This window comes from Dictyobacter arantiisoli (genome assembly GCF_008326305.1).
Taxonomy (GTDB): domain Bacteria; phylum Chloroflexota; class Ktedonobacteria; order Ktedonobacterales; family Ktedonobacteraceae; genus Dictyobacter; species Dictyobacter arantiisoli.
In genome coordinates, this window is sequence record NZ_BIXY01000045.1 from 16,604 (window position 1) to 30,489 (window position 13,886).

Sequence of the window (13,886 nt, forward strand, 5' to 3'; positions counted from 1 at the left end):
GATCTCCTCATCTGGACTTGCATGCTGCTTTGGAAAAGGAGAGTGCTGTCTTACATAAGCACTCTCCTCCAGTGTATCTGACAGTGATATGCAGATTATGCTCCGGTTGCTGTATTCACCAGTGTGAGTGTTATATCACCCTGGTAGGTACCAGCAGGAGAACCCGCTGAGATGATATATGAGCCGAGGGAAGTGAATGGGTCCGAGCAGTGAAAGGCAGTGGTATTACTAGGCGTCAGGCGAACATATGTGGAAGCCGTCGCAGTTAGCGGCGTCGTTACCGTACCATCAAAAGATGGCCCGGTGTTCCCACAACTAGCGCCGCTTGCTGTGCCAGGAGTAATACCCGTAAGAGACAGAGGAATAGCGGGGCTACCAGTAGCAGGACTTACAAGCCCCGTTGATGCTGCTTGCATTTTCCACCCGCTGGCGCTGCCGCGGTCATCAAACACTGTGGTATCAAACTGGAAGAGATTAGTACCGGCAATTGAACCGTTTGTCGGCATCGTGGCATTTGCATCACTACTGAAAGCAAGCGCACCAGCAGGAAAGTAGGTGCTCAAATGCACGCTACAAGTGGTGTCGAAAGTTGTGCCGAGGCCAGCACAGGGAGCGGCGAAGGCAGATTGCCCGGCAAGAGTAGTGATTGCCATCGTCCCTACAAACAGCAAGCTTATCCCCACTTTCAGGGCACACATCTTCAAAGCATGACACTTCATTTGAAAAAACCTTTCATCTTGACATGTTTCGCGGGAAGTTTTTCAGGGAACACGCACATGCTAACCATACACTCGCAGAGGTCATGTTCGTATATACATAGCTTGCATGAACCCCTTCAGCCTCCAGAATCGCGTTTTGTTTTGTTGTACAGTTATCTCTTTCATAAAAATTGAGGCATGAACTCAAAAAGTTTGCGAGCCTCTTCCCCATATGGATAGTACTCACAACGCATTTATTATGAGGTATTCTAAAAGTAGTGGATAAGTATATAGAAACTTTAGCCTTGTGAGTGATATCATCCTGAAATGACCGCCACTGGCAAATTGATTGGCTCTTTGTGATTCGTGATTGGCTGGTTGAAAAAGGATAGATGGGCTGTTACAGTTCCTGATATACGTATGAATAAACAAAATAGAAGGATGTTTTGCTATGAATATGAAGAGCATTCTGCCAGTTGTAGCCGAACAATTTCAGATCCGTCCTGATATCACGTTTTTGAATCATGGGAGCTTTGGTGCTTGCCCGCGTCCGGTTTTTGCGACCTACCAGGAATGGCAGCGTCGCTTAGAGGCTGATCCGGTTGAGTTTTTGGGACGCCGTCTCGATGGGATGTTGAGCGAGGCGCGTGAGCCTCTGGCCGCCTCTGTGGGGACGCATTCCGATCAGATCGTCTTTGTCCTCAATGCCACGATGGGCGTGAATATTGTGGCCCGCTCGTTGCAGTTGGAGCCCGGGGATGAAGTGCTGACAACCGATCATGAATATGGCGCGGCTGATCGCACCTGGCGCTTCCTCTGTGGACAGCGTGGGGCCAAATATATCAACCAGCCGCTAGCGCAGCCGCTGGAGAGCGATGAAGAGATGATTGAGTCTCTCTGGCAGGGTGTGACGCCACGTACCAAAGTAATCTTCCTCAGCCATATCACCTCGCCCACCGCTGTGATCTTCCCCATTGAGAAGATCTGCCAGCGCGCGCGAGCCGCCGGGATCATCACTGTGATAGATGGTGCGCACGCTCCCGGGCATATCCCTTTGCAGCTCGACACGCTCGGCGCTGATTTTTATGCCGGGAACTGTCATAAATGGCTCTCCGCTCCCAAAGGTGCGGGCTTCCTCTATGCCCGGCCTGAGCGGCAGGCGCTTTTACAGCCACTCATTGTCAGTTGGGGATATGAAAGCCGCACGCCGGGCATCTCAAACTTTCAAGACTATTTCGGTTGGACCGGCACAGCTGATCCCGCCTCCTATCTCAGTGTCCCCGCCGCCATTGCCTTCCAGCGCGAGCACGACTGGGATAGTGTGCGTCTGGCCTGTCATGAGCTAGCCACATCCGCGCGTCAGCAGATCAGTGCTCTCTTCCCTGACCAACAACAACTCACCTCCGACAGCGCGCACTGGTGGGGACAAATGTGCGCCATGCCCCTACCCGCTGGGGATGCACTCGCGCTACAACAGCGTTTACGCGAGGAGTGGCACATCGAGATTCCCGTCAACATCTGGAATGATCGCCGTTTCATCCGCATCTCCCTGCAAGGATACAACAGCCCCACCGATGTCGACCGTCTCGTAACGGCCCTGAAAGCCATTTTCGAGCGCTAAGCAGTATGGGTAATCCTGGGATTTTGAAACAAAAGTTCGAGAAAATGGGAGTGCAGAGGGCGAAGCCTTCTGCCGGGGTTTGGGGTGTCCCCCAATACGGTTCACCTACCTGGAATGATGATGGAAAAACGTAGGTGCGTGCCGAGGTCGTCATTCTCGTTGTTGATGCGGTATTGACCGTAAAGGATGAGTAATAGGGATCTACGATATCTGGTTGATTGGTTTCGTTTTGCGCTGGATGGTCCACCAGAAGATGAGGGTGATGATAAGCAGGACGCCAGTGTAGGGGAGCAGCGACCAGATGCTGGTATATTGAGCCAGCGCACCGGCGAGCCAGGGGAATAGCGCGATGCCGATGATGCTCAGGCCAACAAGGAAGCCCATGGCGTTGGGGAGCATGTGTCCGGGCACCAGCGAGGGCAAGAGGCCGACGATGCCGGGATAGATGGGTCCCAGGAAGATGCCGAGCAGGATAAAGGCGGCTGCACAGGCGATATCGCCGGGGATGAGCCAGATAATTCCTATACTCAGCAGGCAGGCGACCAGGCAGCTATACATGAGACCTGACATGCTCATGTGCAGGCGTTCCGCGATAGGATTGAGCAGAAAACGTCCCAGGGTCAGGCCCAGCCAATAGCCACTCGCGATCCAACCGGCCAGCAGCTCGCTCTGATGCCGATTCTCTAGCAGCAGCGTATACCCCCAGTTTCCCATGCTGACCTCAACGCCGACATAGAAGAGCAAGAATAATGTTGCCAACCAGACTATCGGCAGCTTGAGCACCATACGTAAGCTGCTGGCCCCTTTGTCCCTCTGCTCTTCATGGGCCGGATCAGCAGAGGGATCATGGAAGAGTTTAAAGAGACCGAGGAGCAGGGGGAGCGAGATCAGGGTCCAGATGAAGAATGTGCTGTTCCAGCTCCAACTGAGCGCCAGCATCGTACTGGCAATCAATGGACCAACCAGCGCCCCGGCTCCGTAGAAGGCATGCAGATAGTTAAGGAGCCCGATACTTTTGGGGAGGGAGGTAATGAACATATTCAGCCCGGTCTCGATTATTCCTGTAGCCATGCCCTGAAACAGGAGAATCAGTAGCACAAGGAAAAAGAGCGGCTTGAATACCATCAGCAGACAGCAGAGCAGGAAGATTGTGGCCCCCAGCATAAGATAGTGGCGCTGTCCAATCTTTGAGATCAGCCAGCCGGTACTGATGGCTGAGAGAAAATAGCCGAGAGAGCTGGCGAAAAAGAACAGGCCAGCTATTGCTTTATCGATACCATAATACGCGCTGATACCAGGCAGGAGCACGCCCCATGCGCCTGATGTCACGCCGATCAAAACAAAGCCGAAGAAGGCTGTACTTACCTGGGGTCGAGAAATAGTATGTGTGGTCACAATGATTCTTTCTATCTATAAAATTAACTATAGGACTCCTGTTAATTGTTGTCCGCTACGCGGGCGGGAGGGGGGATGACCAGGGCACAGCCCTGGAACCCAGGCAGGGAAGGTTGCGACCCCATAGGTGCGAACGTAAGCGGGATTGTGAAGGATGCAACCCTTAACCTGGGGTCCGGGGCTGTGCCCCATAGGTGCGAACGTAAGCGGGATTGTTAAGGGTGCAACCCTTGACCTGGGGTCCGGGGCTGTGCCCCGGTCTCTCACCTCCCTCTCGCCGCCGCGCGCGGCGGCGAAGAAAAGAAGAAAAAGGGGTATTTGGGGACACCCCACACCCCGGCAAAGGGCTGGCCGCCCTTTGCAATCCCGCTTGAAAAGCCTTACGTTTGCATCCCGGGCAGGGCAGCTGGATAAGGGGTCAGGCCAGCGGCGCGTTCAGGATGGTATCGTAGAACATCAATTCATATTCGTGGCTGAGACGGATGGCACGTGTGATCTTGATGCGCTCGGCGGGATCACTGTAGCGTTGCAGCAGTTGTTGATCGATGGGTGCCACATTCTCCTCTAAGTCTTTATGGCCCCAGAAGAATTCAACCTGAGCTTCAGTCAAATGATAGTGCTGGATCAGCGCGGGTGCGATACGCAGACAGATCTGGATGAAGATGTCTTCGCTGGCGCTGACTGCGGCCAACCGTTCACCAGGCGTGCCATAAGCCAGCATCCAGTAGAAATAGTTCGGCAAAGCCATACAGCCAGCCAGGGGCTCAATCTGTTCAAAATCAGCACGCTGCAGGCCAACCGCCTCACCAAAGTGGATCAAAATCTCATGTCCACCCACCTTGGGCAGCAACTTCTGGATCAAAAGCACCTGGGCCTGGATATTTTCCTCACCGGCGATAGCCAGCGCATCCAGGCGATACATTTGCAGCACCACCAGAGCATCCTGTAACGCAAATAATCGCAGCCGTTCCACAGGAAGTGTCCCCTGCTCAATCGCAGTCCATAATGGATGGTAGAGCAATTTCTGACGCAAGATATCCAGATTTTCTGTCAGCAGCGCATCCGCAAAACTCATAATAGATAATTATCCTTTGCTATTGATATTATTGATATTATTGATCTTCATCTGTATACTCATCTTCGTCAGCCTGTTGCAGAAATAAGAGACGCTCCTGAAGGACGCGCACATCAGCGGGGGTCAGGCCCGCCTTATGATAGCGCTCCGCCAGCAAGTGATCATAGCGTCCATCGGGACTGGCATGGGCCGCAAGAATCTCCTCAAAAGAGCGCAAGAGCACCTCTTCATTCTGTCCCAACGTCGCATAATAGCCCGCCGCGCCGCCAGCATTGACCGCAAAACGTCGGCAAGCCGCCAGCCTGCGCACGCAACGCGCCTCATCAGCCCGTAACGCAGCCAACTCCTCATCCTCTGCCATACCCCTGGCTCCTTTCTGTTTCGTATCTGCTATACATTGATGCAAATCTCGGCCACTTTGAGCATAGCATAGCCAACGGCCCCTGGCAATCCTGCTTGATAGAACCACGGGGCCCTCCAAAGTTCATGCACAGGGCAGAACACCAGGTCCAACCAATGTGGAAGAGTGCGCAGAGCCAACGTAGCCACCACTACACAAAAGAGAAATGGAAAATCCTGGATGTGACAACAATACTGCCTGCTAGAGGAGAGTAGTACCACCGTGTTATTGATTGGCCGGTTGTTGCGTTCAAAAAAGTGAGAGATTTTGGGAAAGGTTGGGACCCTTATGAATTCATTTGAACAGTTGGCACAGGAGATTTTTCGTCAGAAGCAGGTCATGGATGCGTTGCAGCAAGAGAATACCGAGCTGCACCGGCAGATCTCGGAGCTGCTCGATGGCCGTGGCGTTTTTGTGATGATTGGTGATAAGCGGTACTCGTTGCGCTCGCTGCGCGATGGCTACAATCGTTAGCGCTATTTATCTATAATTAGCGCTATTTATCTATAAATAATACAGCGAACATGATACGTTCTCTGTAGGTGTTCTTTATGCTCGTTCTCGCATGATTGTTTCGCACCTCAGGTGCTCAAAAATGTTTATAGTGTGTATTGTAGGAAAAGAGTTTTTCGGACTTTTCCTACAATACACACTATAAAAGACGCAGGCGAGAACGAGCATCCCAGTAAAACATTTATTTACCGATTTTCTGCCGATTTTCTGCGTTTCACCTCAACCCTTGTTCACCTTTGACCCGGTTTACCAGCGGAAGCGTTTTTTTTGTTTTTAGGCGAATTTGAAGGAGTTGAGAAGCGGCTGGGCATATTTGGTATTGAAGGTTGCGAAGTCTGCTTTCGTCGCCAGAATTTCGATCATATAGACATTCTGCCCATGCTGAATTGCCAGGATGGTAGCTTCGAGAGGTCCTCGAGCCCTGTTATCAACGGTGGCACCGCTTTGCTGCCAGCTCTGACCGCCGACCGTGACCATTTTTTGCATCGAAGGATCGAGCTTATAATTGGTACCGGTAGCCTTCAAGACACTCAACGTGGCACTGGCGACCTGAGTCGTATTGATCTTTTGACCGCCGGTAGGTGTCGCAGTAACTGTGATATCTTCACTGGCTGGTGAGATGAATACGACGGAGGTTAGAGCCTTTTTTACCTGCCAGCCCTGTGGATAGCTGAGCGTGTAGCCATTGCCTTTATAGGCTGTTACGGTTGTCGCCGTGGTTGGAGTAGGGCTGGGCGCGGGTGTCGCGGTTGCCGTTGGCTTTGGTGTGCTTGCCGCTGAAGTGTTATTAGAACTTGAGCCACAGGCAGATACAAATAGGGCCAGTAAGAGCAGGCTGCCAAGCAGGGGAAGCCAGCTTTTCATGCGATTGGATGTTTTCATTCCTTAACCTCAATATCTAGATATATTTAATAGGAAGACCAAAAGTATTTATAATGTACCACTATCACGCTTCATTGACAATTGCACACGGAACACGACGGTCCTGCTGAAAAAGAGGCTCTCTATCCTTCGGGATGGTGGAAGAGGGAAGTTGCGAGGACTCTCATGCCCCCGGCATGCCTGCCATCGCGCTCCGGTCAGGGTCTGCCGCCCCTAACAACCCCGCTTTTTTCCGAACATTAAATAGCCCTGCAAGCATGCAGCGAAAATAGCGTCATCAAGCAAAAATGATATAATAAAGGGGAGGATATGAAAAACTGAGTCAGCTTGAATGGGAGGCAACCATGCAGCCAGCGATGAGCAGGATTCCCCGTGCGGTGCGCGTTGTTGAAGTTGGGCCTCGAGATGGCTTGCAGAACGAGCAGGCGGTCATTCCTACGGCGCAAAAACTTGAATTTCTCCGCTTGCTCTCTGAAGCTGGACTGCCAGTGATCGAGGCCACCTCTTTTGTTAGTCCACGCGCCATCCCGCAACTGAGCGATGCCGAGGCCGTAATGGCAGGATTGGAGCGTTTCCCGCACATCGATTATCCCGTGCTGGTGCCGAACATGAAGGGGATGCAGCGGGCACTCAAGGCAGGTGTGCGCTCAATCGCGGTCTTTACCGCCGCCAGCGAAAGCTTTACGCAGCACAACATCAACGCCACAATTGCCGAGAGCCTGGCGAATTTTCAGCCCGTGCTGGCTCTGGCGCGGCAGGAAGGCATCCCCGTACGCGGTTATATCTCGACAGTCTTTGGCTGTCCTTATGAGGGGAAGATTGCCGTGGAGAAAGTGCTGGAGGTAGCGCAGGCACTGCTTGACATGGGTGTCAGTGAACTATCGCTCGGCGATACCATCGGCGTGGCGAACCCGCAGCAGGTCTATGAGGTGCTGGATGTCTTGTTGGAGACTGGCGGCATTCCTGTCGAGCGGCTGGCGGTCCACTTCCACGATACCCGTGGGACCGCGCTGGCAAACGTCTTGCTGGCCTTACAAATGGGGATCAGCACCATTGACGCCGCCGCCGGTGGTCTGGGTGGATGCCCCTACGCGCCCGGAGCTGCCGGTAATCTCGCCACCGAAGATCTTCTCTGCATGCTCCACGGCATGAGCATCTCCACTGGCGTTGAGCTCGAAAAAGTCATTGCCGCCATTGATTGCATCGCGCCCCGGCTTACCCATCCGCCTACCAGCAAATATTACCTCTCTGCCTGCCAGACGTCAACAATTATTTCATAATACGCCAGCAAACGCTCTATAAAGCTCAAATATCCTATGGAAGAGACCATATGCAAGCAGAAGAGGCGGGGATTTCCAGAATTTAGAACGCTACCGCGAGGCGATACACGCCTATCTCGTCAAATAGGCTTTTCTTGGTAAATGACCTGAAAACTGAGCAGCTTTTGCCCTGAAAGGTAAGCACTTGCCCCGAATGTTGAGCAGTCCTGAGCCATCGTCTGAAAACATGGCTCAGGAAGTGGTTCACGGCACTCGACAACTGTAAATTCGAGGCAGAACAGGCAGGAAAATTTCCCACCCGTAAAACCTGATTTGCCTCCAACTCCTTTGCTTGGTGAGGAGTGGCAAGTATGACCAACGAACTAGAGAATGGAATCGAGCCAGGCCAGCAGGTGCTTTGCCAAGGCTACACGCGCATCTGAGAACGCATGATCCGTGGGCAAAAGGGCAGAGCGCAGCTCACGTGCGGAATGTGCTTCCAGCGCCGCCACCAGGGGCGTATGATGCAGAGGCACAGTGGCGACCGTATCGTAGCTCGCTCCAATCAGGCAGACGCGGCGCTGAGCCAGGATATCTAAATAGCGTTCCATCTCCCAGCCTTCCCCCTCGTCGAGAACCTCCTGGACAAGTTGTTCGGCAGTCGTGCCACGCAAAGCTGCCAGTTCACCGCGCCAATCCTCAATAACAGCTGCTTGGAGTGCTGCATCTTCGCGCAAGAGACGTGCCAGCAGCCCGAACTGAAAGCCCGCCAGCGAAGCCACGCCATACACAGCGGGATCAGTGGCAGCAGTCAACAGTGCCGCAAAGCCTCCCATACTATGGCCGATGAGCACGATTTTGTGCGCATCCGCCTGGTAGCGCTCCTGTGCCTCAGCTGTTCTGAGCCAGCAAAGCGCACTTGCCACATCTTCGCAGGCGTGGGTAAACGAAAACGTGTCTGGACTGCCCCATGCTCCGCGATAATGGAACAACAGCACATTCCAGCCCGCACGCCGAAAAATATGCGCCAGATCTCCATTTTGTTCGTTACCTGGAAAACCATGTAAAAGCACAATCGTCGGATGCGGCCCGGCTCCTTGAGCCACCAACATGCGTCCCAGCAACTGTTCCCCATGGCTCTCAAACGTCAGTGCAAGCAGGGTCGCAGGATATTGCTCATTGCGAGGAAAAAGATCATGATTGAGTACGTCAATAGACATGCAGGACACCTCTTTGTTTTGTTCATGTACCAGGAAAGCTGGCCTATTGCGCCCTGATTGTATCTTTCCCGGACAGATTGTACTTTATGTGATTGTGATATCTCTGTCAATGTATTTGCACATTTGGCATCAGGGCAGCAAAATGTAACAAAAAACGGCACGCTAACTCTCCGAATTTACGCGCAAGATCAAGAAACGAGGAAGGACTTTGGAGAATGACCTTTCAACTTCCAGATGAGAGCACAATTTTTGGGAAAAATGTACGGCGTCGCGTACATGAAGAATATCTTCTGTGGCTGACCACGGTGGATACGCGCGGGATGCCTCAGCCCGCACCCACCTGGTTCTGGTGGGATGAGACGGCATCCAATTTTTTGGTCTATAATCTGACGCATGCCAAACGCCTGGATTTTGTGCGCCGCAATTCCCAGGTGGCGCTGCATTTTAATGGCGACCGGACTGGCTCTGGGATCATCGTGTTTACCGGGCATGCCCAGATCAGCACCGCTGAACCTCCTGCTGATCAACACCCGTTCTATCTGGCGAAATATCGTCACTGGATGACCAGTAAGTTTGGCTCGCCGGAACAGTTTGCTGCGGAGTATTCGGTGGCGTTGCGCATCTCTCCCATCAAGGTGCGAGGCTCATCTTTCTAAGATATGCGTGCCCGAGACAGAGAATGAGCTCTCTACCTTTCTGTTCCTACTGTGGGCAAACCCCAATTTACAAAATTTCGGTGAATGAAGCCAGATGGGAAGCGGCTTTTCCAGGAAATCTTGTACCAATGCTCAAGATTGAGGGCAACTTCCCATGTTTGAGGGCCAGACCTGCTCACTTCATAGGGCATTTACCATTTCTCTATCAAAGTGTTTGATTCCCATGCTCTTCGCCATCCTGGTGCATGATTTTTCGCACCGATGGTGCTCAAAACTGTTTTTAGTGTGTGGTGCAGAAAAGGTGCATGGCACCTTTTCTGCACCACACACTAAAAAGGGTGCAGGCGCGCACGCGCCTGCCAGCAGGTGAGCCACACAATCCCGATGGTAATGGGAATCATACAAAGTGTATGATCAAACAGGGATGTCAGACCGGGTCGTGGCGCTCTGTGGCGTCCAGAGCAGGATGATTCCAGGGGTGAAGCCGAAGGAGAGGTTGTGTCGTGTAACAAAGAGTAAAGGTGTAATGACTCCAATCTCTCTAGTTGTAAAGGACGGAACCCATGTTTCAGCGCTGGTCACATGAGCATCTCTTGCTGATCGTTGCAATAGTTATTTGTATAACGCTTACGCTTGGTTATTCTATCCCTGGCCTGGATGGGTTGTATAGCGTGACTACCCAGTGTGTCTTTGCGCTGGCCGGTTCCTGTGCCCTCTTTCTTGGTTGCGTTGGCCTCTATGCGACCTGGAAACGCGGCTACTAGCAAATCATATTTCTGGAACCACTTCCCTTTTTGCTTCGTGTTGGTATGTGAACGTGTTAGACGTAGCGGTCGTTGTGGGTAGTCACTCTTCAGCGAGGCGTAGATATGAGTAAGCGTAATAGCGTTCCTGCTGTAAAAGATCAGCAATCGTCATCCACTGATCCGGTCAACCCGTCCTCATCCACTGGTATGCCTGACGTTTCAACGCAGACGCAATCGTTATTTGCTGTCTGGGGTGGGATGTTTCAGCAGGCGTGGCAGGGGACCTGGCGTTTTGATCGCTCGAAGATAACCTCGCAGCAAGCGATTCGTGGCCTGGTGGGATTTATTCTGCCGCTGGCATTGGGCGTGGCAACAGGACATGTGGTTGAGGGGGTATCGATTGCGGGTGGTGCGTCTCTGCTGGCGGCGGTGGGTCTGAACCTGTCGAATCGTGTGCGTTTGCGTACGATGGTGCTGTGCAGTATCGGTATCGCGCTGAGTGCATTTGTCGGGACCGTGACCAGCAATAATACGCTGCTGGCAATTCTGGCGACTGGCGTCTGGGGCTTTGGCGCGGGCATGCTCATCGCCGTCAGTACTCCGATGTCGGTGGTCGGCATCCAGTCGATGATTACCCTGATCGTCCTTTCCCATTTCGCGCTTGATCCCTTGCATGCTGCCTTGCAAGCTTCTTTAATGTTTGCTGGCGCGCTCTTTGAACTCATCCTCGAACTCTTCTTCACGCCCTGGCGGCGCACAGATCTTGAGCGCACCGCTCTGGCGACCGTGTATGCTGGCCTGGCAGAACTCGTCACCGTGAAAGATATCTCTAGCAATGAGAAGAACTTACAGAAACTGGATCAGCTTCGCGATGCCCTGACGCAGGCTCAATCGATGTTATTTGAAGGCAGAGATCGCAGTTTACGCGGGAGAGTCTTTTTAGCGCTCTATGGAGATGCCGAGCGCTTGCGCCTCTTTATCCTGACTCTGCACAATCTACGCTATAACCTGAATGAAGAAAAAGAGCCATTGCAGCATTGCGGTCGTGCGCTCGATCAAATCTTTCAAGCGCTCTCCGAAGAGTTTACAGCGATTGCCCGGTATCTGGAGAGCAATCAGCCGAAAGGCAAAAAACGCCTGTCGAACATTGATGCTGCGGAAGCTGAATCCTATCAAAAACTGATGTCGGCCCTGAAGGATTTAAAGCAAGTACAATCTTCCAACGCTGCTGAGGATAAAGATCTTATTGCCGGTATCCTGGCAAGCTGTTATAAGATTATCAATCAGTTACGAGTCAGCAGGAATCTGGCGCGCCACTGGCAGAGTCCCAGGAAGCAAGATCTGGCTAAAGTGCCATCGTATCCGCGTCCCCACTGGTTGCGGTTCTATGGTGTTCGGGGGACGCTCAAGGTCAATTTTACCTTTCGCTCGGCAATCTTTCGGCATGCGATACGACTGGCCGTCACGCTCATGTTTGCCACCGCCCTCTATCGCAATCCTGCTTTCCCCATTGGACGCGGCTACTGGATTGTACTGAGCGCCTTCCTGGTCTTGAAGCCGGATTTGAAGACAACTTTTACGCGGGGCATCGCTCGTACGCTTGGCACCTTGTTTGGTGCCGTCATCACCACGCTCTTAATTTCCCTGCTCAGGCCCTCGCTTGAGGTACTTGTCGTGCTCGAAATCATCTTTGCCTATCTGGCCTTTTCCGCACTCTTTTTCAACTATGCCATTTTCTCGATGTTTACCACCGTCGAAGTCGTCATTTTACTGGCCTTTGTGACACCCCAGCCCTTGATTACCGTCGCAGATCGTGCGATAGACACGCTGCTGGGCGGTGTACTGGCGCTTGTGATCTTTGCCATCTGGCCCACCTGGGAACGCTCGCAGGTCTATCCCAATCTGGCGCGGCGGCTGGACACCATTCGGCGCTACTTTGTCGCCGTGATGGAAGCATTCGTCTATCCAGGGACCTATAATTCCAATTATATCGCGCAACTGCATCGTGAGCTGCGCCTGACCCATTCTAACGCCGATGCCTCGGTTCAGCGAGCGCTCCAGGAGCCAGAGCGTTACCGTGTCAACGTTGACCTGGCGCGTGGCCTGGTGGGAGCCATGGATAATCTGAGCATGAGCATCCTGACCCTGGAGGCCTATCTGGTTGATAATGATTTTCCCACCATCACCGCCCGCTATGAACTGGCCTTGTTCACACGTGAGGTCAACCAGGCCCTCCTCTTGCTCGGTGAAACCCTGCATGAGAAACATCCACTCATCAAGCCAGCGAACGTTCAGGGGGCGTTACGGGCTCTTGAGCAGGCCGAGAAATCCATCACAGCCGGGCACTATATCGCTACCATCGCGCAACATATGATCGTCGAGGAAGCCAGGCAGATCGTCAACACCCTTGACGTCATGCTACAACTCCTCCCTGGACCACCGTCCGCCCAGGACACATCAGCGGATACAAACGTGCCGGAAGCCGTCCCGAATGCCGTCCATTCCTGAGTACCTGTTGACCTCATGCCTTAAAACAATTTAGCCGTCCATCTATCATGTCTATAGTGCATTGCATTGTTTAAACCGCTTAGAGTGTTTGATCCCCATGCTCTTTGTGATCTCTGTGCATGAGTTTTCGCACCAATGGTGCTCAAACTTCTTTTTATTGTGTGGTGTTGGAAAAGTTCGAAGAACTTTTCCAACACCACACAATAAAAAGGGCGCAGGCGCGCAGGCGCCTGCCAGCCAGGGAGCAGCAAGATCCCGCTGGTATTGGGGGGCTGACACTTTGTTAGAGCCACATCCGAGTGGATTTGCTAGAGGAAGAAAGGATAAGAGTTGTGAGATTTTCATCGTGGGTGCCTTTTGCACCCTTGCCGATCCGTATTATCGTCGGGATTATTTTCATCTTCCATGGGATAATGAAATTTATTCAGCCTGGTCAGGCAGTCAGTGTTTTTGGACATCTTGGGATACCTTTTCCGGGTCTGGCGGCCCCTGTGATAGGGCTCCTGGAGGTCATTGGTGGCCTCTGCCTCGTCATTGGCCTGCTGACACGCATCTTCTCTGTCCTGTTGATAATAGAAATGATTGTAGGAATCCTGACAGCTACATTAGCCGCTGGCCTGCTGGGTGGCTCTGATTTAGAACTGGTCGTGATTGCAGGATTGCTCTCCCTGATTCTCAGCGGCCCCGGTCCATTGTCCCTGGCGCACCGGCTACAGCCCAATCCCCTGTTAGAAGGAGAGCGCGAAACGCTGCTGGCCTGAAGATGCGGGGAAAACACGAATGACGGAATAGTAGGTGTGTGCTGAGGTCGCGACCTCAGCACACACCTACATTTTCGTCATGACTGTCATTTGGCCCATATAATAGCCAAAATTGACACATAACCTTGCCTCATGTTTGAGCACAATATGAA

Annotated in this window: 13 protein-coding genes; 7 read left to right on the top strand and 6 right to left on the bottom strand. The window is 52.6% G+C overall.

The annotated features are described in order from the left end of the window. Positions 1 to 95: 95 nt before the first annotated feature. Positions 96 to 719 (bottom strand): hypothetical protein, encoded by a 624-nt coding sequence (locus tag F1593_RS15445; protein WP_149402460.1) that lies wholly within the window; start codon positions 717 to 719, stop codon positions 96 to 98. Between the two features lie 430 nt (positions 720 to 1,149). On the opposite strand from F1593_RS15445, the gene F1593_RS15450 reads away from it, so the two are divergent. After that, entirely contained in the window at positions 1,150 to 2,319 is a 1,170-nt protein-coding gene (locus tag F1593_RS15450) for an aminotransferase class V-fold PLP-dependent enzyme (RefSeq protein ID WP_149402461.1), read from the top strand. Between the two features lie 201 nt (positions 2,320 to 2,520). On the opposite strand, the gene F1593_RS15455 is transcribed toward F1593_RS15450, so the two are convergent. The 3 genes from F1593_RS15455 to F1593_RS15465 form a co-directional block, all read right to left on the bottom strand. Beyond that, positions 2,521 to 3,714 carry an MFS transporter gene (locus F1593_RS15455; protein WP_149402462.1) on the bottom strand — a complete coding sequence of 398 codons (1,194 nt, stop codon included), beginning with the start codon at positions 3,712 to 3,714 and terminating at the stop codon, positions 2,521 to 2,523. A gap of 418 nt (positions 3,715 to 4,132) precedes the next feature. Further along, a complete protein-coding gene (locus tag F1593_RS15460) occupies positions 4,133 to 4,789 on the bottom strand; it encodes a thiaminase II/PqqC family protein (protein ID WP_149402463.1) in 657 nt (218 codons plus the stop codon). 37 nt (positions 4,790 to 4,826) lie between these two features. Then, entirely contained in the window at positions 4,827 to 5,150 is a 324-nt protein-coding gene (locus F1593_RS15465; protein WP_149402464.1) for a hypothetical protein, read from the bottom strand. A 327-nt stretch (positions 5,151 to 5,477) separates the two neighbouring features. Between F1593_RS15465 and F1593_RS15470 the strand changes: the two genes are divergently transcribed. Then, positions 5,478 to 5,663: a hypothetical protein gene (locus tag F1593_RS15470; protein ID WP_149402465.1), complete on the top strand. Its 186-nt coding sequence runs from the start codon at positions 5,478 to 5,480 to the stop codon at positions 5,661 to 5,663. A 312-nt stretch (positions 5,664 to 5,975) separates the two neighbouring features. Here F1593_RS15470 and F1593_RS15475 read toward each other — a convergent pair whose 3' ends face one another. After that, positions 5,976 to 6,584 carry a hypothetical protein gene (locus F1593_RS15475; RefSeq protein WP_149402466.1) on the bottom strand — a complete coding sequence of 203 codons (609 nt, stop codon included), beginning with the start codon at positions 6,582 to 6,584 and terminating at the stop codon, positions 5,976 to 5,978. Positions 6,585 to 6,940: 356 nt separating this feature from the next. Between F1593_RS15475 and F1593_RS15480 the strand changes: the two genes are divergently transcribed. Beyond that, positions 6,941 to 7,864, top strand: a complete 924-nt coding sequence (locus F1593_RS15480; protein ID WP_149402495.1) for a hydroxymethylglutaryl-CoA lyase — start codon at positions 6,941 to 6,943, stop codon at positions 7,862 to 7,864. 362 nt (positions 7,865 to 8,226) lie between these two features. Here F1593_RS15480 and F1593_RS15485 read toward each other — a convergent pair whose 3' ends face one another. Next, positions 8,227 to 9,063 carry an alpha/beta hydrolase family protein gene (locus tag F1593_RS15485; RefSeq protein WP_149402467.1) on the bottom strand — a complete coding sequence of 279 codons (837 nt, stop codon included), beginning with the start codon at positions 9,061 to 9,063 and terminating at the stop codon, positions 8,227 to 8,229. A 215-nt stretch (positions 9,064 to 9,278) separates the two neighbouring features. Here F1593_RS15485 and F1593_RS15490 point away from each other — a divergent pair, with 215 nt between their 5' ends. The 4 genes from F1593_RS15490 to F1593_RS15505 all read left to right on the top strand — a co-directional run bounded on the left by F1593_RS15490 (position 9,279) and on the right by F1593_RS15505 (position 13,734). Further along, a complete protein-coding gene (locus tag F1593_RS15490; protein ID WP_149402468.1) occupies positions 9,279 to 9,719 on the top strand; it encodes a TIGR03667 family PPOX class F420-dependent oxidoreductase in 441 nt (146 codons plus the stop codon). A gap of 563 nt (positions 9,720 to 10,282) precedes the next feature. Further along, a complete protein-coding gene (locus F1593_RS15495) occupies positions 10,283 to 10,483 on the top strand; it encodes a hypothetical protein (RefSeq protein WP_149402469.1) in 201 nt (66 codons plus the stop codon). 105 nt (positions 10,484 to 10,588) lie between these two features. Next, entirely contained in the window at positions 10,589 to 12,973 is a 2,385-nt protein-coding gene (locus F1593_RS15500; RefSeq protein ID WP_149402470.1) for an FUSC family protein, read from the top strand. Between the two features lie 332 nt (positions 12,974 to 13,305). After that, complete coding sequence (locus tag F1593_RS15505) at positions 13,306 to 13,734, top strand: DoxX family protein (RefSeq protein WP_172632142.1); 429 nt, start codon at positions 13,306 to 13,308, stop codon at positions 13,732 to 13,734. The last annotated feature ends 152 nt before the right edge of the window (positions 13,735 to 13,886 follow it).

Bases quoted from the DNA above. Each gene is read 5' to 3' on its own strand.
- F1593_RS15450 (WP_149402461.1), top strand. From the start codon at position 1,150: ATGAATATGAAGAGCATTCTGCCAGTTGTAGCCGAACAATTTCAGATC.
- F1593_RS15475 (WP_149402466.1), bottom strand. From the start codon at position 6,584: ATGAAAACATCCAATCGCATGAAAAGCTGGCTTCCCCTGCTTGGCAGC.
- F1593_RS15460 (WP_149402463.1), bottom strand. From the start codon at position 4,789: ATGAGTTTTGCGGATGCGCTGCTGACAGAAAATCTGGATATCTTGCGT.
- F1593_RS15500 (WP_149402470.1), top strand. From the start codon at position 10,589: ATGAGTAAGCGTAATAGCGTTCCTGCTGTAAAAGATCAGCAATCGTCA.
- F1593_RS15485 (WP_149402467.1), bottom strand. From the start codon at position 9,063: ATGTCTATTGACGTACTCAATCATGATCTTTTTCCTCGCAATGAGCAA.
- F1593_RS15495 (WP_149402469.1), top strand. From the start codon at position 10,283: ATGTTTCAGCGCTGGTCACATGAGCATCTCTTGCTGATCGTTGCAATA.
- F1593_RS15470 (WP_149402465.1), top strand. From the start codon at position 5,478: ATGAATTCATTTGAACAGTTGGCACAGGAGATTTTTCGTCAGAAGCAG.
- F1593_RS15480 (WP_149402495.1), top strand. From the start codon at position 6,941: ATGAGCAGGATTCCCCGTGCGGTGCGCGTTGTTGAAGTTGGGCCTCGA.
- F1593_RS15490 (WP_149402468.1), top strand. From the start codon at position 9,279: ATGACCTTTCAACTTCCAGATGAGAGCACAATTTTTGGGAAAAATGTA.
- F1593_RS15445 (WP_149402460.1), bottom strand. From the start codon at position 719: ATGAAGTGTCATGCTTTGAAGATGTGTGCCCTGAAAGTGGGGATAAGC.
- F1593_RS15465 (WP_149402464.1), bottom strand. From the start codon at position 5,150: ATGGCAGAGGATGAGGAGTTGGCTGCGTTACGGGCTGATGAGGCGCGT.